This window comes from Bradyrhizobium sp. BRP23 (genome assembly GCF_020194135.1).
Lineage (GTDB): Bacteria > Pseudomonadota > Alphaproteobacteria > Rhizobiales > Xanthobacteraceae > Bradyrhizobium > Bradyrhizobium yuanmingense.
The window spans coordinates 239,382-263,772 of record NZ_JADYVW010000006.1 but is presented as its reverse complement, the minus strand read 5'-3'; the positions used below and the strand labels follow the sequence as shown (position 1 = coordinate 263,772).

26 protein-coding genes, 1 pseudogene and 1 riboswitch are annotated in these 24,391 nt (G+C 65.7%); of the genes and pseudogenes, 9 read left to right on the top strand and 18 right to left on the bottom strand.

From position 1 onward, the window contains the following. Window positions 1-50: 50 nt before the first annotated feature. From I6F24_RS18775 to I6F24_RS18750, 6 genes are all read right to left on the bottom strand, one after another. Window positions 51-659: a thiamine phosphate synthase gene (locus tag I6F24_RS18775; protein WP_225149095.1), complete on the bottom strand. Its 609-nt coding sequence runs from the start codon at window positions 657-659 to the stop codon at window positions 51-53. Beyond that, window positions 646-1,428, bottom strand: coding sequence for a thiazole synthase (locus I6F24_RS18770; protein ID WP_109145910.1), 783 nt, complete (start codon window positions 1,426-1,428; stop codon window positions 646-648). Before I6F24_RS18770 ends, I6F24_RS18775 begins: the two co-directional genes overlap by 14 nt. After that, entirely contained in the window at window positions 1,422-1,592 is a 171-nt protein-coding gene (locus tag I6F24_RS18765) for a hypothetical protein (protein ID WP_225149094.1), read from the bottom strand. The genes I6F24_RS18770 and I6F24_RS18765 overlap by 7 nt, the downstream gene beginning before the upstream one ends. Before the next feature lie 5 nt (window positions 1,593-1,597). Then, complete coding sequence (gene thiS, locus I6F24_RS18760; protein WP_225142303.1) at window positions 1,598-1,795, bottom strand: sulfur carrier protein ThiS; 198 nt, start codon at window positions 1,793-1,795, stop codon at window positions 1,598-1,600. Then, complete coding sequence (locus I6F24_RS18755; RefSeq protein ID WP_225149093.1) at window positions 1,786-2,796, bottom strand: FAD-dependent oxidoreductase; 1,011 nt, start codon at window positions 2,794-2,796, stop codon at window positions 1,786-1,788. The genes thiS and I6F24_RS18755 overlap by 10 nt, the downstream gene beginning before the upstream one ends. Then, window positions 2,784-2,912, bottom strand: a riboswitch (TPP riboswitch). (Overlaps the previous gene by 13 nt.) A gap of 170 nt (window positions 2,913-3,082) precedes the next feature. Continuing rightward, on the bottom strand, window positions 3,083-3,646 hold the full coding sequence (locus tag I6F24_RS18750) for a lytic transglycosylase domain-containing protein (RefSeq protein ID WP_225139103.1): 564 nt from the start codon (window positions 3,644-3,646) through the stop codon (window positions 3,083-3,085). A gap of 230 nt (window positions 3,647-3,876) precedes the next feature. Here I6F24_RS18750 and I6F24_RS18745 point away from each other — a divergent pair, with 230 nt between their 5' ends. After that, the gene (locus I6F24_RS18745; RefSeq protein ID WP_036013259.1) at window positions 3,877-4,077 is read left to right on the top strand and encodes a hypothetical protein; all 201 of its coding nucleotides are present in this window, start codon (window positions 3,877-3,879) and stop codon (window positions 4,075-4,077) included. On the opposite strand, the gene I6F24_RS18740 is transcribed toward I6F24_RS18745, so the two are convergent. Together I6F24_RS18740 and I6F24_RS18735 are read right to left on the bottom strand one after the other, a co-directional pair. Then, window positions 4,078-5,400: an ATP-binding protein gene (locus I6F24_RS18740; RefSeq protein WP_225149092.1), complete on the bottom strand. Its 1,323-nt coding sequence runs from the start codon at window positions 5,398-5,400 to the stop codon at window positions 4,078-4,080. An 11-nt stretch (window positions 5,401-5,411) separates the two neighbouring features. Continuing rightward, a complete protein-coding gene (locus tag I6F24_RS18735) occupies window positions 5,412-6,182 on the bottom strand; it encodes a response regulator (RefSeq protein WP_225149091.1) in 771 nt (256 codons plus the stop codon). A gap of 179 nt (window positions 6,183-6,361) precedes the next feature. On the opposite strand from I6F24_RS18735, the pseudogene I6F24_RS18730 reads away from it, so the two are divergent. Continuing rightward, a pseudogene (locus tag I6F24_RS18730) lies at window positions 6,362-6,900 on the top strand (hypothetical protein). 211 nt (window positions 6,901-7,111) lie between these two features. Further along, entirely contained in the window at window positions 7,112-7,639 is a 528-nt protein-coding gene (locus I6F24_RS18725; RefSeq protein WP_036013268.1) for a PRC-barrel domain-containing protein, read from the top strand. A gap of 79 nt (window positions 7,640-7,718) precedes the next feature. Here I6F24_RS18725 and I6F24_RS18720 read toward each other — a convergent pair whose 3' ends face one another. The 7 genes from I6F24_RS18720 to I6F24_RS18690 all read right to left on the bottom strand — a co-directional run bounded on the left by I6F24_RS18720 (window position 7,719) and on the right by I6F24_RS18690 (window position 16,169). After that, window positions 7,719-8,549 carry an ABC transporter permease gene (locus I6F24_RS18720; protein WP_225149090.1) on the bottom strand — a complete coding sequence of 277 codons (831 nt, stop codon included), beginning with the start codon at window positions 8,547-8,549 and terminating at the stop codon, window positions 7,719-7,721. Continuing rightward, window positions 8,546-9,808, bottom strand: coding sequence for an ABC transporter permease (locus tag I6F24_RS18715; RefSeq protein ID WP_225112554.1), 1,263 nt, complete (start codon window positions 9,806-9,808; stop codon window positions 8,546-8,548). Before I6F24_RS18715 ends, I6F24_RS18720 begins: the two co-directional genes overlap by 4 nt. Window positions 9,809-10,016: 208 nt before the next feature. Then, window positions 10,017-11,066: an ABC transporter substrate-binding protein gene (locus tag I6F24_RS18710; RefSeq protein ID WP_036013275.1), complete on the bottom strand. Its 1,050-nt coding sequence runs from the start codon at window positions 11,064-11,066 to the stop codon at window positions 10,017-10,019. 65 nt (window positions 11,067-11,131) lie between these two features. Further along, entirely contained in the window at window positions 11,132-12,241 is a 1,110-nt protein-coding gene (locus I6F24_RS18705; RefSeq protein WP_036028460.1) for an ABC transporter ATP-binding protein, read from the bottom strand. A gap of 330 nt (window positions 12,242-12,571) precedes the next feature. Beyond that, entirely contained in the window at window positions 12,572-14,140 is a 1,569-nt protein-coding gene (locus tag I6F24_RS18700) for a DUF4403 family protein (RefSeq protein WP_225112555.1), read from the bottom strand. A gap of 140 nt (window positions 14,141-14,280) precedes the next feature. Beyond that, window positions 14,281-14,919 carry a glutaminyl-peptide cyclotransferase gene (locus tag I6F24_RS18695; protein ID WP_036003402.1) on the bottom strand — a complete coding sequence of 213 codons (639 nt, stop codon included), beginning with the start codon at window positions 14,917-14,919 and terminating at the stop codon, window positions 14,281-14,283. Window positions 14,920-14,948: 29 nt separating this feature from the next. After that, window positions 14,949-16,169, bottom strand: a complete 1,221-nt coding sequence (locus tag I6F24_RS18690; protein ID WP_225149089.1) for a helix-turn-helix domain-containing protein — start codon at window positions 16,167-16,169, stop codon at window positions 14,949-14,951. A gap of 90 nt (window positions 16,170-16,259) precedes the next feature. Between I6F24_RS18690 and I6F24_RS18685 the strand changes: the two genes are divergently transcribed. Continuing rightward, the gene (locus tag I6F24_RS18685; RefSeq protein WP_225149088.1) at window positions 16,260-17,054 is read left to right on the top strand and encodes a thioredoxin family protein; all 795 of its coding nucleotides are present in this window, start codon (window positions 16,260-16,262) and stop codon (window positions 17,052-17,054) included. Continuing rightward, a complete protein-coding gene (locus I6F24_RS18680) occupies window positions 17,051-17,329 on the top strand; it encodes a hypothetical protein (RefSeq protein WP_225136828.1) in 279 nt (92 codons plus the stop codon). Before I6F24_RS18685 ends, I6F24_RS18680 begins: the two co-directional genes overlap by 4 nt. A 39-nt stretch (window positions 17,330-17,368) precedes the next feature. Here I6F24_RS18680 and I6F24_RS18675 read toward each other — a convergent pair whose 3' ends face one another. Together I6F24_RS18675 and I6F24_RS18670 are read right to left on the bottom strand one after the other, a co-directional pair. After that, window positions 17,369-17,800 carry a c-type cytochrome gene (locus I6F24_RS18675; RefSeq protein ID WP_036003413.1) on the bottom strand — a complete coding sequence of 144 codons (432 nt, stop codon included), beginning with the start codon at window positions 17,798-17,800 and terminating at the stop codon, window positions 17,369-17,371. 97 nt (window positions 17,801-17,897) lie between these two features. Continuing rightward, window positions 17,898-18,626 (bottom strand): L,D-transpeptidase, encoded by a 729-nt coding sequence (locus tag I6F24_RS18670; protein WP_225149087.1) that lies wholly within the window; start codon window positions 18,624-18,626, stop codon window positions 17,898-17,900. A 273-nt stretch (window positions 18,627-18,899) separates the two neighbouring features. Between I6F24_RS18670 and I6F24_RS18665 the strand changes: the two genes are divergently transcribed. The 3 genes from I6F24_RS18665 to I6F24_RS18655 all read left to right on the top strand — a co-directional run bounded on the left by I6F24_RS18665 (window position 18,900) and on the right by I6F24_RS18655 (window position 21,455). Further along, window positions 18,900-19,952 carry a glycosyltransferase family 1 protein gene (locus I6F24_RS18665; protein ID WP_057026948.1) on the top strand — a complete coding sequence of 351 codons (1,053 nt, stop codon included), beginning with the start codon at window positions 18,900-18,902 and terminating at the stop codon, window positions 19,950-19,952. A gap of 33 nt (window positions 19,953-19,985) precedes the next feature. Next, a complete protein-coding gene (locus tag I6F24_RS18660; RefSeq protein WP_036003432.1) occupies window positions 19,986-20,675 on the top strand; it encodes a methyltransferase domain-containing protein in 690 nt (229 codons plus the stop codon). A gap of 120 nt (window positions 20,676-20,795) precedes the next feature. Further along, complete coding sequence (locus tag I6F24_RS18655) at window positions 20,796-21,455, top strand: membrane protein (protein ID WP_025034507.1); 660 nt, start codon at window positions 20,796-20,798, stop codon at window positions 21,453-21,455. Window positions 21,456-21,761: 306 nt separating this feature from the next. On the opposite strand, the gene I6F24_RS18650 is transcribed toward I6F24_RS18655, so the two are convergent. Beyond that, window positions 21,762-23,426 carry an aminotransferase class III-fold pyridoxal phosphate-dependent enzyme gene (locus I6F24_RS18650; RefSeq protein WP_225128360.1) on the bottom strand — a complete coding sequence of 555 codons (1,665 nt, stop codon included), beginning with the start codon at window positions 23,424-23,426 and terminating at the stop codon, window positions 21,762-21,764. Between the two features lie 35 nt (window positions 23,427-23,461). Between I6F24_RS18650 and asd the strand changes: the two genes are divergently transcribed. Then, window positions 23,462-24,325 (top strand): archaetidylserine decarboxylase, encoded by an 864-nt coding sequence (asd, locus tag I6F24_RS18645; RefSeq protein WP_036003438.1) that lies wholly within the window; start codon window positions 23,462-23,464, stop codon window positions 24,323-24,325. Window positions 24,326-24,391 lie beyond the last annotated feature (66 nt).

Here is a 24,391-nt window from a genome sequence, read left to right as displayed (position 1 = left end):
TTCGTCGCAAGGGCTCCTCGCAATGACGAGTGGAGGGAGCGGGGCGATCATCACGCCGCCTCCTTCGAACCGTCGAGCCATTGCCGCACGCGGGCATCGGGGTCGGGGTTCTGGGTCACGTCGGAGACAACAGCGATCGAATCCGCGCCGGCGGCAAAAATCTCCGCGGCGTGCTCGAACTTGATGCCGCCGATGGCAACCAGCGGGATGGTGCCGATGCGCTTTTTCCATTCGGTGATCTTGGGAATGCCCTGCGGCTCGAAGCGCATCGATTTCAGGGTCGTGAAGAAGATCGGGCCGAGCGCGACGTAGTCGGGCTTCGCGGCCAGTGCGGTTTCAAGCTCGGAATCGTCATGGGTGGAGATGCCGAGCTTGAGGCCGGCCTCGCGGATAGCGCCGAGATCTGCGTCTGCAAGATCCTCCTGGCCGAGATGCAGGTATTTTGCACCCGCAACGATCGCTGCGCGCCAATAATCGTTCACCACCAGCTTGGCCTGCGTGTCCTTGGTGATGGCCAGCGCGTCGGTGACGATCTGCAGCGCGTCGGCGTCGTTCAGCTCTTTGGCGCGCAGCTGGATGGTGCCGACGCCGAGCTTGGTCAGGCGTTCGACCCAGGCCAGGCTGTCGACCACGGGATAGAAGCGATCAGGATACGGCATGCCAGAACGGGGTCCCAACGACAGGAGTGGAGGGCGAGGCGAAGTCGCGGGCGTTCATCAGCCCGGCCTCGTAAGCGGTGCGGCCGGCCTCACAGCCGAGGCGGAAGGCGTTCGCCATTGCGACGGGATCGGCGGCTTTGGCGATGGCGGTGTTGAGCAGCACGGCATCATAGCCGAGCTCGAACGCCTGCGCGGCGTGAGAGGGCGCCCCTAAGCCAGCGTCGACCACCAGCGTGATGTCGGGCAGCCGCTCGCGCAACAGTTTCAGCGCATCGCGGTTGGTGATGCCCTTGGCGCTGCCAATCGGCGCGGCCCACGGCATCACCACCTTGCACCCCGTTTCGACCAGGCGGCTCGCGACCGAGAGGTCCTCGGTGCAATAGGGGAAGACTTCAAATCCGTCCTTGATCAGGATGCCGGCGGCTTCGACCAGGCCGACGACGTCGGGCTGCAGCGTGTCGTTGTCGGCGATGACCTCGAGCTTGATCCAGCTCGTGCCGAACAATTCGCGTGCGAGCTTGGCCGTCGTCACCGCCTCGCGCACGGTGCGGCATCCCGCGGTGTTCGGCAGCACTGACACGTCGAGCTCGCGGATCAGCTTCCAGAACGCATCGCCAGTCTTGCCGCCGGCGGATTCGCGCCGCAGTGACACCGTGACGATGTTGGCACCGGAGGCGCGGATCGCCTCTTGCATGATCGCAGGCGAGGGATAGAGCGCGCTGCCGATCAGCAGGCGGGAGGCGAAGGTTTTGCCGTAGAAGGTCACCATGTCGGTGTTTCCTCGATTAACGCTCTCTCCGCCGTCATTGCGAGCGAAGCGAAGCAATCCAGAGATTCATCCGCGGAGACACTCTGGATTGCTTCGTCGCTGCGCTCCTCGCAATGACGGAAAGAACCCTGAACGGGCGGCAGATGGAAGGCGCGCTCCGTCATTCGGCTCACCCTCCCTGCCGCGGCGTGATGATCTCGATCTCGTCGCCGGCTTTCAGTCGCGTCTCGGCCCAGCGGCTTTTCGGCACGACGTCGTAATTCAGCGCGATGGCGAAATGGCTGCCTTCGTAGTCGAGCTCGGCGAGCAGCGCATCGACGCTGGCCGCGTTCACCTCGCGCGGCTCGCCGTTGACGATCAGGAGCATTGCATTACCTCGTTGTCGATCTGGCCGCGCTCGACATAGGCGAGCGTCAGCTCGGCGAGCGCAGGCGCGATCAGGAAGCCGTGGCGGTAGAGGCCGTTGACGCTGATCTTGCGATCGCGAATGCCGATGCGCGGCAAATTGTCGGGAAAGGCGGGACGAAGCCCCGAACCGAATTCGACGATGCGGGCTTCGCCGAACGCCGGGTGCACGGTGTAGGCGGCCCCTAATAGCTCCAGCGCGGAGCGCACGCTGACGCCGGTGTCTTCGGCCTCGATCGAGGTCGCGCCCAGCATGAACAGGCCGTTCTCGCGCGGGATCACGTAGAGCGGCCAGCGCGGATGGATCAGCCGCACCGGGCGCGCCAGCTGCACCTCGTCCGTCTCGATCAGGATCATCTCGCCCTTGACGCCGCGAAGCTCGCTCTGCTCGTCGCCGGCACCAAGGCCGCGGCAGTCGATGACGATGCCGTCAAGCTCGTTCGCGGTGACGTCGCTGCAGAACTTGATGGTGCCGCCGGCAGCCTTGATGCGCTCGTGCAGCTGCGGCAGCACGCGGCGCGGCTCGACATGGCCCTCGGCAGGGAAGAACAGCGCGTCACGGAAGCGGCCCTCCAGCGACGGCTCGAGCGCGGCTAGGCCGGCGGCATCGAGCCGGCGGTGATGCTCGGTCATGCGCGCAAACCGCTCGAAATCGTTGCGCTCGCGCGGGTGGGCGACGACCAGCGAGCCGTTGAACGGCGTGTCGGGCAGCTCGCGCCGCCAGAGATCGAGCGAGCGCAGCCCCAGGCGGCTGATGATGGGCTCGGCGACTTCGGCCTCGCAATAGGGCGCGAGCATGCCGCCGGCCCAATGGCTGGTGGCATCCGTCATCGCCTCGTCACCGCGCTCGTGCAAGGTGACGGCATGACCGGCCTGCGCGAACAGCAACGCCTGCCAGGCGCCCGCGATGCCTGCGCCGATGATGGATACCGGTGAATCCGGTCGCTTAATGGTCTGCAACATCCCTGTCCCTTCGCCGGCATGACCCGGATCAGGTTCAAAGGGTCACCGCGGTCCTGGGCGGTATTGCCCATTTAGCGGTATCTCAGCTCCTCCTCGGAGCACCCCTCGGAACGGTGGTAATGTATGCCAGCAGGATGGGGTGGTCAACGCGGTAACAGTCGTCATGCCCGGGCTTGTCCCGCCTGCGCGGCCGAAGCCGCTTCGGCGAGGCGAAGGCCCGGGCATCCACGTACTTGGCGCAGATGCAAGACGTGGATGGCCGGGTCAAGCCCGGCCATAACGGAGATCAATGAGCGGGAACCTGCGCCCGCGCGTTACGGACGCGCTGGGCGAGCTTCCTGTGGGTCGGAGCGGCGAACATCGGCTGCGGATTGCCGTTCGGCTCGAGCCAGGGCTGGCCCATAGTGCCTTGGCCCATGGTCTCGCCCGCATGGGCGACCTGGACCGCCTCCTGCCGCTGGCGCTTTGCAGCATAGTAATAGCCGCCCGCGAAATAACGCACGGCTCGCGCGTGATCGCCATTGGCGGCGCGGTAGGCGCCGGCGAGGTATTTCACAGCGTAGGTGAGGTTGGTGTTGGGATCGCGCAGGCCGGCTGCATCGCCGGTGTAGCCGACCCCGCGGGCGGTCGCGAGCTTGATCTGCATCAGCCCGATAGTGCCGCCGCGACCGACCACATGCGGCTGATAGCGGCTCTCACGCATGATGACACGATGCACCAGTGCTTCCGGCACGCCGTTGGCGCGGGCATGGGCGGCCACCATCTCGGCATATTCGGCTTGCCCGGCGCAAGCTGCCTGCGGCAACGTCAATCCGGCCGCGAGCAGCGCGACAATTCGTAAGATTTTCATCGAAGTATTCCTCGGCAGAACGGACCCGCGCCCCAGCGCGTTAGGCCGTGGGAACACGGCGATGATGTGGCGAAATGTCACCAACGGCGATTTTCGCCGGCTCGTCGCTTTTGCGACTTAAACCTGGGTTAAGCTCGGAGCTGGTGGAGCGCCTTACGTGACAGCGGGTCTGTCCATTTCGCGCATTCGCCCAACAATCGCTAGTCAAAGCCAGCACTCGGGAGACGTCCATGACCCCTGCAGACATCGACGACATTCCCAAGCAGAACCCTTGTGCACAATGTGGCACACCGATCCCGTTCCCTGACTGGATCGAGCCGGGCGAAGGGCGCGTCTCCTATCTCTGGACCTGCCACGCCTGCAATTACCGCTTCGAGGCGGTGGCGATCTTCCCGCACGAGGCGATCGAGCACCCGCCGCTCGCGGCTTGATCAGGCGGCAAGGCGCGGCGCCTGCGAGACCGGCAATCGCATCCGCACGATCAGGCCGCGCGGGGCGCGGTCATGCAGCGACAGCTCGCCGCCGTGGCCGAGCGCGATTGCGCGCGCGATCGACAGGCCGAGCCCGAAGCCGGTGGAGTAGTCCATGGTGCGCGCGTCGTCGCCGCGCGCGAACGGCTCCAGCATCTCCTGCTTGCGTGCATCCGAAATGCCGGGGCCGTCGTCCTCGACGTCGATGACGAGCATGGCGTCCGAGACGTCGAGGCGGATCGTCACCTCGGCGCTGAAGCGCACCGCGTTCTCGACCAGGTTGGTGACGCCGCGATGCAGATCGTCGGGCCGCGCGGCGGCGGTCGCGGACGCCGGCCCGACATAGTGCACGACTTGGCCCATGTCGCCGAATTGATCGGCGACGAGCTGCAGCGTGCTGGCGATGTCGACCAGCGTCACCGCCTCGACCTTGCGGTCGTCGCGCAAGAGCGACAGCACCGATTCCAGCATCGCGCGCATCTGGTCGAGATCCATCAGCATGCGCTTGCGGTTGGCTTCGTCCTCGATGAACTCGGCGCGCAGGCGCAGCCGCGTGATCGGCGTGCGCAAATCGTGGCTGATCGCCGCCAGCATCCGCGTGCGGTCCGACATCAGCCGCACGATCCGCTCGTGCATGCGGTTGAGCGCGCGCGCCACCGCGCGGATCTCCTCCGGGCCGCGCTCGGGCAGCGGCTCGGCGGCGCCCTCGAGGCTGAAATTCTCCGCCGCCGCGGCGAAGGACGACAGCGGCCTCGTCAGCGCGCGCGCCGCCCACAGGCCGAGCACGGTGACGCAGATGAAGGCGCTCATCAGTGCCATCAGCCAGGGCGCGCCAGAGAACAACGGCCGCGGGGCGCCATCGACATGGCCCGCGATCACGGTGCCGTCGGGCAATTGCACGCCGATACGGGGCTCGATGCTGCCTGAAGCCAGCCGTCCGGTCTTGTAGGCGCGGCCGAGATGGCGGCGCATCCAGCGCAGATGCAGGCTGTCGCTCTCCGCGAGATTGGCCGTGCCGGGCGCCAGCATCTCGATGCCGAGCCCGGGGAAGGCGCGCGCGAGATCGGTGACGAGGCGCGGACGCTCGCTCGCCTCCGCCGCCTCGAGCAGCAGCGCGGCATCGGCCAGTTGATGCGCCCGGTCCGGCGGGGCATCAGGGCGGTCCTGCCGGATAATCAGGAAGGCGGTGGTGATGACGAGATGGAGCGCCACTGTCGAGGCCAGCACCAGCGCGGCGATCTGCCCGCCGATACCCTTGAGGTGGAAGAACGAGAACGGCTTCATCGTCGTCCCCCTCAGCTGCTCACGGGCACTGCGGTCGCTTCGGCGCTTGCTGCCTCGGTTTTCGCGACCTCGGTTCGTGGCGTGAACAGATAGCCGCCGGAGCGCACCGTCTTGATCAGGGTGGGATCGGCCGGATTGGGCTCGATTTTGCGGCGGATGCGGCTGACCAGCACGTCGATGGACCGCTCGAACGAGCCGGTGCTGCGCCCCTGCGTGAGGTCGAGCAGGCTGTCGCGCGACAGCACGCGGCCGGGCCGCTCGCAGAACGTGCGCAGCAGGTCGAACTCGGCGCTGGTCACCGCGACGCGCGCGCCTGCGGGATTGCGGAGCTCGCGCAAGCGCAGATCGATGCGCCAGCCTTCGAAGGTGAGCGCGGAGGCACCTTCGACCGAGCTCGCCGCTTGCGCGGCCGCCTGGCGACGCAGCACAGCGTTGATGCGGGCGAGCAGCTCGCGCGGGTTGAACGGCTTCGGCAGATAATCGTCCGCGCCCATCTCGAGGCCGACGATGCGGTCGACGTCCTCGCCGCGCGCGGTCAGCATGATGATCGGCGTCTGGTTTTCGGCGCGCACCTTACGGCACAGGCTGAGGCCGTCCTCGCCAGGCAGCATGACGTCGAGGATGATGAGATCGACGCGGTGGTCGGCCATAGCGCGCGACATCTCGCGGCCGTCGGCGACGGCGGTGACGTTGCAGGCGTTGTTGCGCAGATATTTCGCAATCAGCGTCCGGGTTTCGCGGTCGTCCTCGACGACCAGGATGTTGGGATGGGGAACGGCCATGGACCTTGTTTGTCCAAAATTCCGGCCAAAAGGCGAAGATTTTTGTTTCGAATTGTTTCTACCGGGCGGTCAGCAACGGACGGCAATCGCCCCACCGCCGAGCGGCAAGCTCTCGTTAAGGCCGTTAACCATACCGTGGCGTGGTCCGCGGCGAAACCCGCAAAACGAAGGGAGCCATCATGACCTCGATCTCGGCGGCCTCCGCCGGCAGCTATCAATCGCCACTGCAACGGCTTCGGCAGGAATTGCAGTCGCAAGTCTCCGCCGGCACGATCTCTGGTCGGACCAGTCCGCGCTCTCGACGGCGCTGACGGATATCGACACGGCGCTCCAGCAGAGCCGATCGAGCGGCCAGTCGAGCGGCGCGCCTCCCTCCAAGGACGAGATGCAGTCGAAGATCGAGGACCTCATCTCGAGCGAAGTGTCGAACGGGACGCTGACCTCCGAACAGGCCGAGGAGCTGAAAAGCGTGTTTCAGTCCGCCTTCGCGGGCGGCGCGGGTGGACCAGGCGGTCCGCCGCCGGACGACGGCTCTTCGGATTCGACGACGACGGATTCGACGAGCAGTAGCTCGACGGACCAGACCACCGCCGAGATCCTCCAGCAATTCCTCCAGGCGCTGCAGCAATCGCAATCGTCAGCATCCTCCTACGGTGCCAATGGCAGCTCAACCGGCAATTCGAGCTTCGCCGCGCTCCTGATCGACTACAAGAGCTGACCTCGGCGACGCCGGGTCGGCGCGGTCCTCGCCGCAGTCCTGCCTTGCCCCAATGCGCATGATCCTCGGCGGGGAACCGTGCACCGCAAAATGTTCCTGAGTGACGAAGGAACAGTTCGCGCATGGCGCGACGAAATTGCGGCACGCACGGAACTGCGCCCGATCAGAGCGGTTTTCTCCGCACGAGTTTTCTGTGAAGGAGAGGACAACAATGTTGATGAAATCGATCGTCACCGGCCTCGCCGGTACCGCGCTACTTGCGACCGTCGCAATCGCGCAAACGCCGCCCGCCGCCACCACCGACAAGGCGGCCCCTGCGGCCACCGCAACGACCACGACGGCTTCCGGCCAGTGGCGCACCTCGAAGATGGACGGCCTGAAGGTCTACAACGAGGCCAACGAGAACATCGGCACGATCAATGACCTGCTGATGGACAAGAACGGTGACATCAAGATCGCCGTGATCGGCGTCGGCGGCTTCCTCGGCATGGGCGAGCATCTGGTCGCCGTGCCCTACGAGAAGCTGAAGTTCGTCAACGAGCCCGTCGCCTATACCGGCACCGGCGCGAACACCGGCGCCCGGCCCGCCGGCACGACGACCGGCGCTGCGACCGGTACCGACAGGCCTGCCGCGACCGCATCGACGTCGTCCGCGTCAAAATGGTACCCGGACCACGCCGTGTTCAATGCCAGCAAGGACGAGCTGAAAAACATGCCGCAGTTCAAGTACGCGGAGTAATGCGGCTCGCGTAACTGCCTGAACGAAGCGCGCCTGGTTTTCACCGGGCGCGCTGTCGTGTCTTTAACTTCCTGCGTCCTCAATCCCCGCTGCCCTTGAGCCGTTCATTGCGTCGGCGCAGGGCTTCCAGGGTGGCGAGCAAGATGACCGAGACGGTCGTCAAGATCACGGCCGCTGCCGTGATGGTCGGGCTGATGTTCTCGCGGATGCCGCTGAACATCTCGCGCGGCAGGGTGCGCTGCTCGGGACCCGCCATGAACAGCACGATCACCACCTCGTCGAAGCTGGTTGCGAACGCGAACAGCGCGCCTGATGCCAGACCCGGCAGGATCAGCGGCAGGATCACGCGACGGAACGCGTAGATTGGCGAGGCGCCGAGCGAGGCGGCCGCGCGTGCCAGATTAGTGTCGAAGCTCTGCAGCGTCGCCCCGACCGTGATCACTACGAAGGGCGTCGCCAGCGCGGTGTGAGCCAGGATCAGGCCGAGATAGCTGCCGGTCAGCCCGATCGGCGCGAAGAAGAAGTACAGGCCGACCGCGGTGATGACCCCGGGCACAACCACCGGCGACAGCACGAAGGCCAGCACGAGCGGCTTGAACCGGCTCTTCCACTGCGCCAGCCCCAGCGCGGCCAGCGTGCCGAGGACCATGGACAACAGCGTCGAGGCGACGCCGATGATCACGCTGTTCTTGAGCGAGTTCATCCAGCGCGGCGAATTGACGAAGTCGTCGTACCAGCGCAAGGAAAGGCCCGGCAGCGGATAGGTGAGGTACGAGCTGGAACTGAACGACAGCGGCATGATCGCAAGGATGGGCGCGATCAGGAAGATGAACACCAGCGTGGAGACAACGATAGTCGCGGTCCACGCGATGCGCTGGCTGGGGGTGCGCAAGGAGGAATTGTCGCTCAATTCTTCATCCCTCCCGTGACCTGCTGGCCCTGCACCAGCTTGCCGTAGACGAGAGCGAGCAGAACGGTGGCGAGCAGCAGCACCGCGCCCAGCGCCGAAGCAAGGCCCCAATTGGCCGTCTCGGTCGTGTAGAGGGCGATGAAGTAGCTGATCATCTGGTCGGCGGCGCCGCCGACGAGGGCCGGCGTGATGTAGTAGCCGAGCGCCAGGATGAAGACGAGCAGGCTTCCCGCGCCGATGCCAGGCAGGGTCTGCGGCAGGTAGATCCGTAGGAAGGCGGTGAGGGGCGGTGCACCGAGCGAAGCGGCGGCACGCATGTAGGCGGGCGAGATCGCCTTCATGCTGCTGTACAGCGGCAGGATCATGAACGGCAGCAGAACGTGGGTCATGGCAACGCAGACGCCGAAGCGGTTGTAGATCAGGCGCAAGGGTGCGTCGATGATGCCGAGCCAGAGCAGACTATCGTTCACGACGCCCTTGCTCTGCAACAGGACGATCCAGGCGCAGGTGCGAACCAGGAGCGACGTCCAGAACGGCAGCAGTACGAAGATCATCAAGAGGTTCGACCGGCCGGGCGGCAGCGTCGCCAGGAGGTAGGCGACCGGAAAGCCGAGAATCAGGCAGAGGGCCGTGACAGCGAGGCTGATGAGGAAGGTGCGGAGGAAAATGTCGCGGTAGATGGCCTGATCCGGTGGTGCGGCGACGATCGCGCCGTCGGCGTTTCGCGTCAGGTCGAGCGCGGCGAGCAGGTAGAAGCCGGTGATCGGGCCGCCGGCGTCCTTGATCGTGGTCCAGGTGGCGCGTTCGCGCCAGGCGGGGTTGATCCTGCCCAGCGTCTCCCTGGCCGTACCGGGCTCAGGCACCGCCTTCAGATTGCGTCCTGTGCTGGTCAGGATCGTGCGGAAGCCGTTCAGCGCGTAGTTGAGCCGTTTGGCCGCAATCGCAAGGGTGCCGGCGGCGCGCGCCGCCAGGATGTCGCTTGCAAGCGCCGCATAGGCGTTTTCATCCGGCAAGTCCTTGCCGTCCCAACTGGCAAGAGCAGCGACCGTTTGCGGCAGGACCCGACGCACCTCCCAGTCCTCGACCGAGCGCCACAGCATGCCGGCGATGGGACCTGCGAAGGTGAAGAGCAGAAACAGCAGAAGCGGCAGGACCAGCGCCAATGCCTTGACCTGGCGTGTCCGCTCCGCACGCCTCAATCGGCGTTTGAGCGGCACCTCAGTCTTGTTATCGGCGCCGAGCGCGGGCGCTGCTGTCATGGAGAAAGCCTCTTGGAGCAGCCTGAGCAAGCGCCTCGTCCTTCGAGACGACCGCTTCGCGGTCTCCTCAGGATGAGGCTCATTGACATTGGTGCCAGTAACGTCGCTGCCACAGACTCAGACCTTCATCCTGAGGGCCCGCCGTAGGCGGGCGTCTCGAAGGATGCGCCACGGGCGAGTTGTCCGCGCGCACCTCTAGCTGCTCCCGCTATTTCGCGGCCCATTTGTTGAAGCGCTCGGTCAGGCGGTCGATGTTCTCGAGCCAGAAGGCCACGTTGATCTCGACCGCGTTCTTGATGTTGTCAGGCGCCGTCGGCAGGTCCTTCAGGACGGCGGGCGCGAGCCGGCCGGCGGCATCCTTGTTCGAAGTGCCATAGGCAATGTTCTCCGACAGCTTGGACTGGTTCTCCGCCTTTCCGACGAAGTCCAGGAACTTGTAGGCCGCATCCTTGTTCGGGCTCCCCTTCAGGATGACCCAGCTGTCGAGGGTGAAGAGCGCGCCGTCCCACACCATGCCGAAGTTCTTCTTCTCGTTCTTGTTCGCGGTGTCGATGCGGCCATTGTAGACCGAGGTCATCGCCACCTCGCCGGAGGCGAGCAATTGCGGCGGCTGCGCGCCGGCCTTCCACCAGACAAGGTCGCCCTTGATAGTGTCGAGCTTCTTGAAGGCGCGCTCGATGCCTTCGTCGGTCGCCAGCACCTTGTAGACGTCCTTCGGTGCGACGCCGTCGGCCATGAGGGCGATCTCCAGCGTGGTCTTCGGGCCCTGGCGCAGCGCGCGCTTGCCCGGAATCTTCTTGGTGTCGAAGAAGTCGGCCCAGCCTTTCGGGGCCTCCTTCAGCTTGTCCTTGTCGTAGCCGAGGACGAAATCGTAGAGGATGGCGCCGACCCCGCAAGGATTGACCGACGGCGGGATGTAGGCGGCCTCTCCGCCGATCTTGGAATAGTCCAGTTTCTCGAACAGGCCTTCCTCGCAGCCGACCGCGAGCTCATCGCTCTCGACCTGGACGACGTCCCAGGTGGCGGCGCCTCCCTGCACCTTGGCGCGCAGCACGCCGACGCCGCCGTCCCAGGATTCGTCGTTCATCGCGATGCCGGATGCTTTCTTGAACGGCTCGAAATAGACCTTCTTCTGGGCCTCCTGATACGCGCCGCCCCACGAGACGACAGTGAGGTCACGCGCTTCTGCGACATTGGTCAGCGCGACACCGGCGCCCAATGCCGCGGCGAAACCCAGAGCAATCTTGCGCTTCAGCATGGTCTTCGTTCCTTCTTCATGTGAGTTGCGTTGACATTGATTGTTTCAGTTTCGTCGCCGGCAGATCAGACGGGATCGAGGGCGAGGCAGTCTTCCGGGCGGAAGGTGATGAACACGCTTTCGCCAGGTCTTAGGCCGTGATGCGCTCCCGGCTGAAGCTTGACCATGAACTCGGCGTTGCCGGCCACATCTAGCACGGCCAGCGCGTGGTCGCCGAGATAGATGGTGTTCTGCACTTTTGCCGGCAGCCGGTTCGGTCCCTCACTGGAATTGCCATTGGGAATTATTGCGACACGCTCCGGCCGCACCGACAGAGAGGTCGATGCGCCTGCGCCTGACACGTTGACCGCCCGTGCGGCGACTGTGCTGCCACCGGCCAGCGCGACGCGGCAATAATCCCTCTCCACGGTTTCCACGGTGCCGGCGAGCACATTGTTCTCACCGATGAAGTGGGCGACGAAGCTGTTCACGGGATGCTCATACAGCGCGTCGGGGCGGTCGATCTGTTGCACGATGCCGTCGTTGAATACGGCGATGCGGTCCGACATCGTGAGCGCTTCGCTCTGGTCGTGGGTGACATAGACGATCGTGATGCCCATCGTCTCGTGCAGCTGCTTGATCTCCAGCTGCATCTGCTCCCGCAGCCGCTTGTCCAGTGCGCCCAGGGGCTCGTCCATCAGCACGAGCTGCGGATTGAACACCAGCGCGCGGGCCAGCGCCACGCGTTGCTGCTGACCGCCGGACAATTGCCCGGGCCGCCGGTGCGCAAAAGTTTCCATCTTGATCATGCGCAGCGCCGCGCTGACGCGCTCTTGCGTCTCCGCCTTGCTCGACTTGCGAACCGAGAGCGGGAAGGCGATGTTTTCCGCGATCGTCAGGTGCGGAAACAGCGCGTAGTTCTGGAACACCATGCCGATGTCGCGCCTGTGCGGCGGCACGTTCTTGATCGGCCGCTCGCTGAGGTAGATCTCGCCATGGGTCGGCACCTCGAAGCCGGCCAGCATCATCAGCGTGGTCGTCTTGCCCGATCCCGACGGGCCGAGCAGGGTGATGAATTCGCCCTTCCTGATGTCGAGGTCGAGGTTCTTCACCACGAGATGCTCGCCATCATAGGTCTTTTGAATGCCGGAAAAACGCACCAGCGCCGGCGCAGGCGTGACCATGCCGGCTTCCATGTTGTCCTCGCGTTGTCCCCTACAATGCGCGTGCGAGATTAGCATCCTGCAGCGAGAATGCCAGCGGCGCAAGCGACGAGGAATTGTGCGGGTCCGGCGAGTGGCGGGACAACCGCCTCTGACGGGTGGCGGCGCCTGCACGCACGCCTCGTCCTTCGAGACGGCGCTTGCGCGCCTCCTCAGGATGAGACTCATCGGCGTCCGTGCTCGTTGCAACAGCTGCCGCGCACTCCGCCCTCATCCTGAGGAGCCCGCCCAAGCGGGCGTCTCGAAGGATGGCCGCAGGGAAGAGCTCTCACATGCGACGGCCCTGCGATGCGCAGGGACGCGCTACATCCCCGACAGCTTCGTCACGAATACGTTCAGCGAGCCGCCGGCTTCCGCGACCACGCGCAGGGTCTTGGAATCGAAGGCGATGTCGGCGAGAGTGAGGCTGTCGATCCTGGCCTCGACCTTGAGGCCGTCCTCGCTCTTCTGGTAATCGGCGATCGCGGCGGCGATCTTCTCGCGGGCGTTGGCGGCGATCGGCTTCAGATCCAGGGTTGCCCTCTGCAGCAGCGCCTGCTGCATCTGCGGGACGACGGCGCGGGCGGCGGCACCCAACAGGCCGAACGCGGCCTCGGATTCCACCGCGAGCTGGATGTCGGTGAGCCGCAGCGTCTGTTGCGCCTGGTCGAGCACCGGCCGGCCCCAGATGTGCACATTCGCCTCGGCGCCGAGGCCGAACCAGCTCTTCTTCTCCTTGGCGCGCACCAGAAGCGAGATCAGCAGCTGGTCACCCGACGGGATGACGTTGGCGCTCTTGACGGTGACGTCGACCGGGCCGGAGCCGTCCTCCGGATAGGTGCGGCCGACCATCTGCGCTGCGATCAGCTTGTTGATCTCGGTGAAAGGCACGTCGATCGGCACGCCGATACTCACGCCTGTGCCGGTCGGCGGCACGATCGAGATCTTGTCGGGGAACGGACAGTCCGGCTTGGTCGGCGTCGAGGTCACGCGTGTCTCGGCTTCGAGGCCGAGCAATAAGGTCACGGCCTGCGCATCGACGCGCGGCTGCGCCGCGATCGCGCGCACCGGCTTCATCTCGAGCCAGAGCGGCGGCAGCGCCGCCGAGGCGCTGGATCCTTGCAGCGGGATCGAGCGGCAGGCCTTGATCCATTGCGCCTTGGCATTCTCGCGCAGGCTGGGATCGTTGCGGATGCGCTCGGAGACGGCGTTGATCTGCTCGCCGACGGTCTTGTCGATCAGCGGCTTGACCTGCGCGGGCACGTTGACCTTGGCGCCGGCGACGTTGAGGTTGGTGTCACCGAGATTGACCTGGGCGCCGAGATTGGGCTCCAGATACCAGGCGGCGGCGAGCTTCGGGCGCGAGGTGACGACGACGTTGCCCTTGATCTCCGCGCTCGCGTTCAGGTTCTTGATGTTGACCGCGCCGATCCGCTTCGCGGCGTCGCCGCCGAGCACGCTGCCAAGCGCATCGCCGAGCGCGCCTGTGGCCTTCGACGACAGAGAGCCGGTCACGTTGAGCTTGCCGGTGAGCGGGGTCGAGATCGTCAGCACGTCCTTGTCGCCGGCTGCCGCCATCGGGCCCCGGACGGCGGACCAGCCGATATCGGCATTCTCCAGGATCTGCGAGATCGGGTTGTCGGCCTTGCCGGCGAAATTGCGCGGCGCGGCCCTCTCGGCCTGCTCGCGGATCGCCGACAGCGCGATGGCGACCGGCGCGATCACGATGGAGCTCTTCGAAGCCGGCGGCAGCGGCGGCAGCTGTGCGACCGGCGGCGCCGAATTCGTCGCGCGCGGCGCCAGCCAGTCCATCGCCTTCAGGCTGATGAAGAACGACGCCGCGAGCACCGCGACACCGATCAGGATAGTCTTCAGATTCCACGTCAGACGCATCAATCCCCCAAGCCGCCCCGACGGGGATTCTACAGGGCGGGCGAGGAGGGCGCTAGAGCGCACCCGTTGGGTGGAATTGGGGCGAACAGGTTAAGGATTGTGAACGCGCCGTCGGCGTGCCGTCACGTCAGGACGCATGATTAGCTTTGCCGCGGGCGCCGGACCGCTCTCACCTTGCCGCGATTGCCTCCGCCGCAGAAGAAACGGTCACCGCCGTCCGATTCCAGGCCTGACACGATCGTGCCGGCGGGCATGTCGATCTGCTCGATCACTTGTCCCGTTTCCGGGTCGATCCGACGCAAATCGCTCTGTTCGTTCTCCCAGGTGCCGTGCCAGAGCTCGCCGTCCACCCAGGTCACCCCGGTCACGAAGCGCTTGCTCTCGATGGTGCGGAGGATCTTCCCCGTTTCGGGATCGATCTGATGGATCTTGCGGTCGCGATATTGCCCGACCCAGAGCGAGCCCTCGGCCCAGGCGAGGCCGGAATCGCCGCCGCCGCCCGGCGCCGGAATGGTGCCGAGCACCTTGCCCGAAGCCGCATCGATCTTCTGGATGCGGTCCTCGGCGATCTGGAACAGGTGCCGTCCGTCGAACGCCGTTCCCGCATGCGCGGCGACGTCGATGGAGCGGTCGATCCTGCCGTCGGCCGGATCGAGCGCGTTCAACTTGTCGCCGGAAGCGAACCAGACGCGCGTGCCGTCATAGGTGACGCCATGCACGGCCTCGACGCCTGGAAAGGGTCCATACTCCGTGACGATCTCGGCGGCTGAACGTTTCATGTGCTTGCTCCCTGTGCTTAACGCGCATCCTACGTCTTCAGGAGCGGCGTGGGGAGTAACAAGCCTGTCGGGAAACCCGGAACGGGCGGCGTCATCCAGCGGCGCGCCCGTCCGTGTCCGAACGACTGCACCTTGCCCGACCGCGCCAGCTCCTCGAGCGCGCGCTGCACGGTGCGCGGACTGATGCGAAGCGCAAGCGCGAGCGCCGAGCTCGACCATGGCTCGCCGTCGGTAAGAAAGGCGAGGACGGCGGCGTGCTTCTCCTCAACGGGCCGCGCCAGCACGAGGACGTCGCGCGTCTTCCGCGGCGCCAGCACGAAGCCCTGCTTCGTCGCGCTGATATCGGCCAGCGGCGCGAGCTTGGTGCGGAGTCGTCCGATCTCGACGCGCAGGCGCGCGCGGTGCGATTCGTCGGCGTGCCTGGCTTGAAAGGCGCCGGATATCAGCGTCTCGCGCGAGACATCCGCAGGCCATGCCTGGGCCAGGAGACGCGCGAGCGCGAACAGCACGGGACGCGTTCCGAGCGACACCGCGGCGCCTTGCCTGCGCACGACGTGATGAAAGGTATCCACGACCAGCGCCGTCGAGGTCGCCAGACGTTCGACCTCTCCCAGCAAGAGCGGATGTTCGCTGCCGCGGGCGATCAGGCGTGCTGCCGGCGTGTCGAGGATCAGGCTCGCGCTGTCGACCTCGGCCACGAGCGCCGGAATGTCTGCAAGGCGCGCTGCGTGAGCCGCGCGGCCGAGCGCTGTGCGCGCGTCGTTCGTTCTGAGCCGCCTGATGGCGATGCCGGCGAGCACGAGCTCCCGGACGACCTGCGACGCGGGCGGGAGCATGGCGGGACGGACTTCGGCGAGGGTGCGCTCGGCCTCGTCGAGGCGCCCGACCAGAAGCAGGCGGCGGGCCTCGACATGGCCTGCATGGGCGGCATTGACGAGATCGCCGTGCTGTTCGAGCGTCGCGCGTGCCGCCGCGAGCGTCTTCACCGGCCAGTTCAGATCGCGCGAGACCAGCGCGATCTCGGCTTCGGCCACCAGGCATCTTGCGCGTGCCACCGCCTCGCGCGGACCGAAGGCGCGCGCGGCGGTGCGCAGCAGCGACTTGGCCTTGGCGAGATCGCCGAGCTGCGCCATCGCGATGCCGCGCAGCGCCAGCGACGGCGCATCGTTGCGCAGCGCGACGCGGTTCAGGGCGCCGAGCGGATCACCGGCCTCTAAGGCGCGCGCAGCGGCAGTGATCAGCGATTCCATGTCAATCCCGCCACACTTGTTACTCCCACCGCGCAACCGCTTGGTGCCAGAAGTCGTTGGCAGGACGTCGAGCAAAAGCTTTGGAGAGTCATGATGACATCAGCAGAAAAAGCAGGAACCAACGGACACACCGCCATGCAGACCGCACCGGTGGTGTCGCCGCAGGACTGGGAGGAGGCCCGTCTGCAGCTGCTCGTGAAGGAGAAGGCGCATACCCGTGCCCGCGACGCCCTGGCCGCCGAGCGGCGCCGCATGCCGTGGATGGCTGTCGACAAAACCTATGCGTTCGAGGGGCCCGGCGGCAAGCTCAGTCTGCACGACCTGTTCCAGGGCCGGCGGCAACTGATCGTCTATCGCGCCTTCTTCGAGCCCGGCGTGTTCGGCTGGCCCGATCAGGCCTGCCGCGGCTGCTCCATGGTGGCCGACCAGGTCGCCCATGTCTCGCACTTGAATGCCCGCGACACCACGCTGGTGTTCGCCTCGCGTGCGCCGCAAGCCGACATCGTCAGGCTGAAGCAGCGGATGGGCTGGATCATGCCCTGGGTCACCATCACCGACAGCTTCGATGCCGATTTCGGCGTCGACGAATGGCACGGCACGAATGTGTTCTACCGAGACGGGACACGCATCTTCCGCACTTATTTCGTCAAGAGCCGCGGCGACGAGCAGATGGGTGGGACCTGGAACTATCTCGACATCACCCCGCTCGGCCGCCAGGAGGTGTGGGAGGACTCGCCGAAAGGCTATCCGCAGACCCCGACCTACAAATGGTGGAATTGGCACGACAGCTACACCGAAGGCGCCGCGCCCGACAAGCGATGGGTGGAGATCTCGGACGCCGGCGAGAAGGCGTTTCGTGAGGAGGCCGCGGGGGAGCGGAAATGACCGGTCCGGTCAGCGCGGTCCCCAGCGGCCTCCCCGACGGCGTCGCGGCCGCACGCCACCTCGCCAGATGGCTGGGGCTGGCGGCCACGCCGACCTTCGCCATCATGGCCGTACTGACGGCTTTGCCCGGGGGTGGGCCCGCGGAGATGCTGTGCGGCGCCGGGCAGGGCTCTCTGCTCGGCGGGATGGTGCCGATGTATCTCTTGATGAGCGCGTTCCACGCCGCGGCGTGGCTGAGGCTGATAGCGGAGTGGCGGGGCGCAGTCAGCCGGTAAGCGCACCGCAATCGCACAGCGGAAAGAGCGCGTTGCGATCTATTGCCCGCCCGCCGCTTGCAGATACGCAACCACCTTACCCGCTTCGTCCTTCGAGATGCCGCCATAGGGCTGCATCTTGTGGCCGGACACGACCTCGTCCGGCTTGACCATGAAGCGGGTGAGCTTGTCCTGGTCCCAGGCGAAGCCGGCTTCTTTCATGGACGAGGAGTAATTGTAGTCCGGCAGCGAGCCGGCCTTGCGTCCGACGATCTTGTTGAGATTGGGACCGAGGCGATTGTCGCCTTCCTTCATGGAATGGCAGGTGCGGCAGGAATTGTTGAAAGCCTGCTTGCCGGCGTCGTCAGGCGCGGGTTGCTGCGCGAGCGAGGCGGGCGCGGACACGAGCAGCGTCAGTGCTCCGGCGCCGGCGAGGGCGTGCAGCCATGGGCTTGGCGAGGGTTGCCTTCGTGGTCGCATTTGCGCCTCCATCGGGGATTGCGCCGCAACAGGCGCAACGGGATGTCAGGGCAAACGAAAACGGCCCCGGTGGGTTCCGGGGCCGTTCGCGTTACGTTGTCCTGTCGCTTCAGCGGCTCGCGGCGCCGAGGTCTGCGCGGCGCTCGGTCATCGGCAGCACGATCACCTTGGTGCCGACGTTGACGCGGGAATAGAGGTCGGTGACGTCCTCGTTGGTCATGCGGATGCAGCCGGAGGACACGCGCTTGCCGATCGTTTCGGGGGCGTTGGTGCCGTGGATACGGTAGATGGTGCCGCCGAGATACATGGCGCGCGCGCCAAGCGGATTGCCGGGGCCGCCGGCCATGTGGCGCGGCAGATAGGGCTGGCGGGCGATCATTTCCGGCGGCGGCGTCCAGGCCGGCCACTCGGCCTTGCGGCTCACCGACTGGATTCCGGACCAGGTGAAGCCGTCGCGGCCGACGCCGATGCCGTAGCGCAATGCCTGGCCATTGCCGAGCACGTAATAGAGATAGGTGTTGGGCGTATCGATGATGATCGTGCCCGGCGCTTCGCGCGTCGCGTAAGAGACGGTCTGGCGGCGGAAGCGGGCCGGCAGCTCTACCGCGTCCTGATCCTCGGACGGCTCGGTCTGGTAGGTCGGCGCCTGATAGGGCTGATACGACGGCTGATACGGCTGCAGCGGCTGCGGCGCGGTCATCGGCGGCAGCGGCTGGAAGAACGGGAAGATCTGCACCGGCGCGGCCTTGGCTGCGCCAGCGAACGCGATTGCGGAGACCGCGACGGCACTGAGTGCAACGGCGCGCGAAAACGTCTTGAATGTGTCCAGATTGAACATGTGATCGCCCCTGTTTGCTCGGTGTTTTGCTCACCGCGGCACCGTTGCGGTGCTCCGTTGCCTAAAGTCCTAACGGCAAAACGTTTCGGGACATTTGCGCGGAAAACCGAAAACGGTTTCACGGCCGCAAGAATTGTTTCATGACAGTTTCGTGGCCCCGCCGGCTCGTTAACGAACAAAACAGCGCGCCGACACTTCTGTGACGTCACACGCCTGAAATATCCTTCGTTGATGGTCGATGCCTGAGAATCATCAAACTCTCGGGATTTTCCCATGCGGGTATTAATCGCGACGGACGCCTGGCATCCCCAGGTCAACGGTGTGGTCCGCACCCTGACCTCCCTGGCGAATGCGGCCAAGACCCTCGACGTCGAGATCGACTTCCTCACCCCCGACGGCTTTCCGTCCTGGCCGCTGCCGACCTATCCGGGCCTGCGCTTTGCGCTGCCTTCGGCGAAGGAGATCGCGCGGCGGATCGAGAAGGCCGCGCCGGAGGCGCTGCATATCGCGACCGAGGGCCCGATCGGCTGGGCGGCGCGCGCCTATTGCCGCCGCAACCGGCTCGCCTTCACCACCTCCTACACGACGCGCTTTCCGGAATACGTCTCGGTGCGGACCGGCATCCCGGCGGGCGTCGGCTATGCGGTGCTGCGCCACTTCCACGATGCCGCCGCCATGACCATGGTTGCGACGCCCTCGCTGCGGCAGGAGCTGTCCGAGCGCGGCTTCAAGCGGCTCGGCTTCTGGACGCGCGGCGTCGACACCGGGCTGTTTCATCCCGACGCTCCGGCACAGCTCGACCTGCCGCGCCCGATCTTCATGACGATGGGGCGCGTGGCGGTGGAGAAGAATCTCGAAGCGTTCCTCTCGCTCGACCTGCCCGGCACCAAGGTCGTGGTCGGCGACGGCCCGCAGAAGGCGGCGCTGGAGAAGAAATATCCGGACGCAGTCTTCCTCGGCGAGAAGAAGGGGGCGGATCTCACCGCGCATCTCGCCGCGGCCGACGTATTCGTGTTTCCGAGCCTGACCGACACCTTCGGCGTGGTGCAGCTCGAGGCGCTCGCCTGCGGCACGCCGGTTGCGGCGTTTCCGGTCACGGGCCCGAAGGACGTCATTGCCGATCACCCGATCGGCGCGATCGACCACGATCTGCGCACCGCCTGCCTGCGCGCGCTCACGATGTCACGCGAGACCTGCCGCAACTTCGCGCTGGAGCGCTCCTGGGAGAACAGCGCGCGCCAGTTCGTCGGCAACCTCACCTCACTGCAGCCCAGCCGCTCCTTGCGCGCCTCGCCTCGCATGGCGCGGCGGCCGGTGCGCGGCTGACCGTTTATTCGAACCACAGCGAGAACCTCATCGATGGCTAAGATCATGAACCTTGACGGCACCCAGCAGCTCGACCTCACGCGCGGCACGGTCGAGCAGGCCTATGACCGCTGGGCGCCGGTCTACGATCTCGTGTTCGGCGGCGTGTTCGCCAAGGGCCGGCAGGCCGCGATCGCGGCCACCAACAAGATCGGCGGCCGCGTGCTCGAGGTCGGCGTCGGCACCGGCATCTCGCTGCCGCTCTACGCGCCGAACCTGCGCATCTTCGGCACCGACATTTCGGAAGCGATGCTGGACAAGGCGCGCCGCCGCGTGACGGAGCAGAAGCTGAAGAACGTCGAGGGCCTCGCGGTGATGGACGCCGAGAAGCTCGAATTCCCCGATAATTCCTTCGACGTCGTGATGGCGCAATACGTCGTCACCGCCGTGCCGAACCCGGAGAAGGCGCTCGACGAATTCGCCCGCGTGCTGCGTCCGGGCGGCGAATTGATCATCCTCACCCGCGTCAGCGCCGACACCGGCATGCGCCGCTTCATCGAGCAGAAGCTGCAGCCGGTGGTGCGTCCGCTCGGCTTCCGCACCGCCGAGTTCGCCTGGTCGCGCTACGCCAAATGGCTCGCCGGCGCGCACGGGATCGAGCTTGCCGAGCGCCGCTTGATTCCGCCGCTGGGACACTTCTCGCTGGTGCGCTTCCGCAAGGTCGACGTCGCCAAGGCGGCTTGAGCTCACGCGTCGCGTGCGTCATCGCGCCGCTGCACATCGTCACATGACAAAATGATGATGTCACACGGCCTACATCGAATCTCTGTAAATCCTGAACCCGAAAGCATTTTGGGGATGAGCATGATCAAGAACTATCTCGAGCAGCTGCGGATCCAGCGCTGGGACGACCATCGCTACTATCACCACAGCCGCATCAATCAGAGCCTGCACTTCGTCAGCGCGCTGAGCTTCCTCTTCGCCTATGTCTGGCTGTTCATCGATCCCGTCGTCTCCGCGCTGGTCGGCTGGCTGGTGTCGATGACCTCGCGCCAGGCCGGCCATTTCTTCTTCGAGCCGCACACCTACGACCACATCAATCAGGCGACGCACGAGTACAAGGAAGAGATCAAGGTCGGCTACAATCTGCAGCGCAAGGTGGTGCTGATGGCGATCTGGGCGCTGTCGCCGCTGGTGCTGGTCGTCGATCCCACCCTGTTCGGCATCTTCACGCCCTGGCAGAGCGCGACCGACTTCATGCGGCAGGTGGCGAAGATCTGGCTCGTGGTCGGCGGCGGCGGCCTGTTGTTCCGCACCGTGCACCTGTTCTTCATCCGCGACGTCGAGACCGGCCTCGTCTGGATGACCAAGATCCTGACCGATCCGTTCCACGATTTGATGCTCTATCGCGGTGCTCCGCTCGCCCTGATGCGCGGCGAGCTGATGGATCCCGGCCTGCACCTCAATCCCGAGCACACGCTGGGCTTCATCGACGAGCCCGTGCTCGAAGAGCAGCACGCTTGAAGCGCGCGGCGCACGCGACACGCTCCGATGTCTGATGGCTACGTCATGCCCGGCCTTGTGCCGGGCATCCACGTGTTCGGGACTGCGAACGCGGTGCTTCCTTCACCTCTCCCCGCGTGCGGGGAGAGGTCGAATTTGCGCGGAGCGCAAATTCGGGTGAGGGGGACTCTCCGCGGGGATGCTGCCAGATGGTCGTGCGTCAATGCTCACCGCACGCGCGGAGAGTCCCCCTCACCCCGACCCTCTCCCCGCAAGCGGGGCGAGGGAGAAGGGCGAGCGGTGATCGGGGCCAAGTGTCAGAAAGCCTCAGCGCCCGAAGCGCTTGGCCAGCATCTCTTTCAGGATCTGGCGCTTGATCTGCTTGTTGGTGAGCACGCCATCGTGCCACCAGAAGCCGTCGGCCTTCATCTTCTGCGCGGCGCGGACGAAGCGGTCGGCGACTTCGGTGAAGTCGGCGTCGGTGTAGTTGAGGCTGAAGATCAGCCGTCCGGTGCCGACCCAGCTCAACGCCAGGCCTTCGGCGCGCAGGTAATATTGCAGCATCCAATTGTAGCGGGACGGCGTGGTGTATTTCACCGTCCAGATCGAGGAGAAGTTGGCGAAGCGCACCGGCAGGTCGGCATCCTGCATCATCTGGTTGAGCTTCTTCACGCGCCCGTTCCAGGTCTCCTCCAGCCCATCATAAACGGCGCGGAAGTTCGGGCTGGCGAGGCGGCTCAAGAACTCGTCCATCGCCGTCATGACGTAGGGGTGCGAGTTGAAGGTGCCGCGGGCGAAGCAGATGTCGGCGGGGCGGTCGTCGCGGAAGCGCCGCATCAATTCGCGCTTGCCGCAGACCACGCCGACCGGCAGGCCGCCGGCGAGGCTCTTGCCGTAGGTCACCATGTCGGCGCGCACGCCGAAATACTCCTGGGCGCCGCCGGCGGCGAGGCGGAAGCCGACGAACACCTCGTCGAAGATCAGGACGATGCCGCGTTCGCTGCAAACTTCGCGCAGCTTCTTCAGCCATTCGGTGTAGGCCGCGCGATCGAAATGGCCTTCGCGCGAGGAATCGACGAGCGAGGAATCCCCGGGCGCGTTGGCGTTAGGATGCAGCCCCTGCAGCGGGTTGACCAGCACGCAGGCGATGTCCTTGCGCGTGCGCAGGACATGCAGCGTCTTCTCCGACATCTCGGCGAGGGTATAGGTCTCGTGCGCAGGAATGGGATTGCCGACGCCCGGCTGCACGTCGCCCCACCAGCCGTGATAGGCGCCGGCGAAACGAACCAGATGCGTGCGCTTGGTGTGGTAGCGCGCCAGCCGCACCGCCTGCATCACGGCCTCGGTGCCGGACATGTGGAACGAGACCTCGTCGAGGCCGGAGATTTGGCAGAGCCGCTGCACATTCTCGAGGATGACGGGATGGTAGGGGCCGAGCACGGGGCCCAGCGCATGCGCGCGCTTCTCGGCGCCCTCGATGCACTCCTTGTAGAAGTCGTTGCCGAAGATGTTGACGCCGTAGGAGCCCGTGAGGTCGTAAGCGGTGTTGCCGTCGACGTCGGTGACGGTGACGCCGCGCGAGGATTCCATGAAGGTCGACGTGCCCAGATGCTCGCGGACGAGACGCGAGAACTGGAACGGCACGCGGTAGCTTTCGGTGAAGTTCAGGTCGGAGATCGTCTCCGCCGCTTCCTTCGTCATCGCGCGACCCCGGGGGTAGCGCTCGGCGTAAAGCCTGGCGAGACGGAAAAAGGCGTCCTTGCGTTGCGCTGCGATGTTCGCCGGCGCGCCGTCGCAGGCGAAGTATTGATCACCCTCGAACTCGTAGAACGGCAGCAGCCGCGCCACCCGGCGCGACATCTTCGAGTGCCCGGCCAGCGAGCGGTGCTTGGCGCGGGAGAGTTCGACCCGCGCCTTGATCTTCGGGAGGACGGCGGCAGCGGACGCTGCGGCGGCCACGGACATCGAGAGAATCGGGAGTGTCGTTTCCATGACAACAAGCGCTAAACCTGCGAGCTGACAGATTCATGACAGTCAAAGCCCTCATCGCCTCTTTCACCCAGCAGGAAGACCTCAACTTCCTGTTGACCAACCGCATCCCGCGCGCGGCCCTGACCCGCTTCATGGGCTGGTTCTCCAAGATCGAGAATCCCCTGGTGCGGGACTTCTCGATCGCGCTGTGGAAGCTGTTCTCCGACCTCGATCTGTCGGAGGCGCGCAAGACGCAGTTCAGCAGTCTGCACGACTGCTTCACCCGGGAGCTGAAGCCGGGCCTGCGGCCGTTCGATCCTGATCCTGCAGTGGTGGCGAGCCCCTCGGACGGCATCGTCGGCGCTCACGGGAAAATCGCGGACACCGAGCTGTTCCAGGTCAAGGGCGCGCCCTATTCGCTGCTCGATCTCGTCGGCGATTCCGCGCTGGTCGAGCAGCACCGCAACGGCTCTTTCGTTACGCTGCGGCTGACGTCGAGCATGTATCACCGCTTCCATGCGCCTTATGACGCGCACATCGAGCGGGTCACGCTGATCCACGGTGACGTCTGGAACGTCAACCCGATCGCGCTCAAGCGCGTCGAGCGTCTGTTCTGCAAGAACGAGCGCGCGGTGATCCGCACGCATTTGTCGACCGGCGAAGCCGTGACGCTGGTGCCGGTGGCGGCGATTCTGGTCGCGAGCATCCGCCTGCACTTCCTCGACATGGTGCTGAACGCGCAGACGCGCGGCCCGGTCAATTTTCCCTGCGACGTCAACGTGAGCAAAGGCGAGGAGCTCGGCTGGTTCGAGCACGGCTCGACCATCATCATCCTCGCGCCCGGCGATTTCTCGTTCTGCGACGGCATTGCCGAGGGCACGCGCATTCGCGCCGGTCAAGCGCTGCTCAGGAGAAAGTAGCCTTCAATCCGCCGCCCCCGCCGCCTATATCGTCGGGCGGGGACGATTCGATCGATACGGATGTGA

Bases quoted from the DNA above. Each gene is read 5' to 3' on its own strand.
- I6F24_RS18675 (WP_036003413.1), bottom strand. From the start codon at position 17,800: ATGGAGGCGCAAATGCGACCACGAAGGCAACCCTCGCCAAGCCCATGG.
- I6F24_RS18725 (WP_036013268.1), top strand. From the start codon at position 7,112: ATGTTGATGAAATCGATCGTCACCGGCCTCGCCGGTACCGCGCTACTT.
- I6F24_RS18650 (WP_225128360.1), bottom strand. From the start codon at position 23,426: ATGGAAACGACACTCCCGATTCTCTCGATGTCCGTGGCCGCCGCAGCG.
- I6F24_RS18690 (WP_225149089.1), bottom strand. From the start codon at position 16,169: ATGGAATCGCTGATCACTGCCGCTGCGCGCGCCTTAGAGGCCGGTGAT.
- I6F24_RS18680 (WP_225136828.1), top strand. From the start codon at position 17,051: ATGACCGGTCCGGTCAGCGCGGTCCCCAGCGGCCTCCCCGACGGCGTC.
- I6F24_RS18665 (WP_057026948.1), top strand. From the start codon at position 18,900: ATGCGGGTATTAATCGCGACGGACGCCTGGCATCCCCAGGTCAACGGT.
- I6F24_RS18660 (WP_036003432.1), top strand. From the start codon at position 19,986: ATGGCTAAGATCATGAACCTTGACGGCACCCAGCAGCTCGACCTCACG.
- I6F24_RS18715 (WP_225112554.1), bottom strand. From the start codon at position 9,808: ATGACAGCAGCGCCCGCGCTCGGCGCCGATAACAAGACTGAGGTGCCG.
- I6F24_RS18705 (WP_036028460.1), bottom strand. From the start codon at position 12,241: ATGGAAGCCGGCATGGTCACGCCTGCGCCGGCGCTGGTGCGTTTTTCC.
- I6F24_RS18740 (WP_225149092.1), bottom strand. From the start codon at position 5,400: ATGAAGCCGTTCTCGTTCTTCCACCTCAAGGGTATCGGCGGGCAGATC.
- I6F24_RS18710 (WP_036013275.1), bottom strand. From the start codon at position 11,066: ATGCTGAAGCGCAAGATTGCTCTGGGTTTCGCCGCGGCATTGGGCGCC.
- thiS (WP_225142303.1), bottom strand. From the start codon at position 1,795: ATGCTCCTGATCGTCAACGGCGAGCCGCGCGAGGTGAACGCGGCCAGC.
- I6F24_RS18700 (WP_225112555.1), bottom strand. From the start codon at position 14,140: ATGCGTCTGACGTGGAATCTGAAGACTATCCTGATCGGTGTCGCGGTG.
- I6F24_RS18750 (WP_225139103.1), bottom strand. From the start codon at position 3,646: ATGAAAATCTTACGAATTGTCGCGCTGCTCGCGGCCGGATTGACGTTG.
- I6F24_RS18745 (WP_036013259.1), top strand. From the start codon at position 3,877: ATGACCCCTGCAGACATCGACGACATTCCCAAGCAGAACCCTTGTGCA.
- I6F24_RS18685 (WP_225149088.1), top strand. From the start codon at position 16,260: ATGATGACATCAGCAGAAAAAGCAGGAACCAACGGACACACCGCCATG.
- I6F24_RS18755 (WP_225149093.1), bottom strand. From the start codon at position 2,796: ATGTTGCAGACCATTAAGCGACCGGATTCACCGGTATCCATCATCGGC.
- I6F24_RS18670 (WP_225149087.1), bottom strand. From the start codon at position 18,626: ATGTTCAATCTGGACACATTCAAGACGTTTTCGCGCGCCGTTGCACTC.
- I6F24_RS18770 (WP_109145910.1), bottom strand. From the start codon at position 1,428: ATGGTGACCTTCTACGGCAAAACCTTCGCCTCCCGCCTGCTGATCGGC.
- I6F24_RS18655 (WP_025034507.1), top strand. From the start codon at position 20,796: ATGATCAAGAACTATCTCGAGCAGCTGCGGATCCAGCGCTGGGACGAC.
- I6F24_RS18765 (WP_225149094.1), bottom strand. From the start codon at position 1,592: ATGACGGAGCGCGCCTTCCATCTGCCGCCCGTTCAGGGTTCTTTCCGT.
- I6F24_RS18695 (WP_036003402.1), bottom strand. From the start codon at position 14,919: ATGAAACGTTCAGCCGCCGAGATCGTCACGGAGTATGGACCCTTTCCA.
- I6F24_RS18775 (WP_225149095.1), bottom strand. From the start codon at position 659: ATGCCGTATCCTGATCGCTTCTATCCCGTGGTCGACAGCCTGGCCTGG.
- I6F24_RS18735 (WP_225149091.1), bottom strand. From the start codon at position 6,182: ATGGCCGTTCCCCATCCCAACATCCTGGTCGTCGAGGACGACCGCGAA.
- asd (WP_036003438.1), top strand. From the start codon at position 23,462: ATGACAGTCAAAGCCCTCATCGCCTCTTTCACCCAGCAGGAAGACCTC.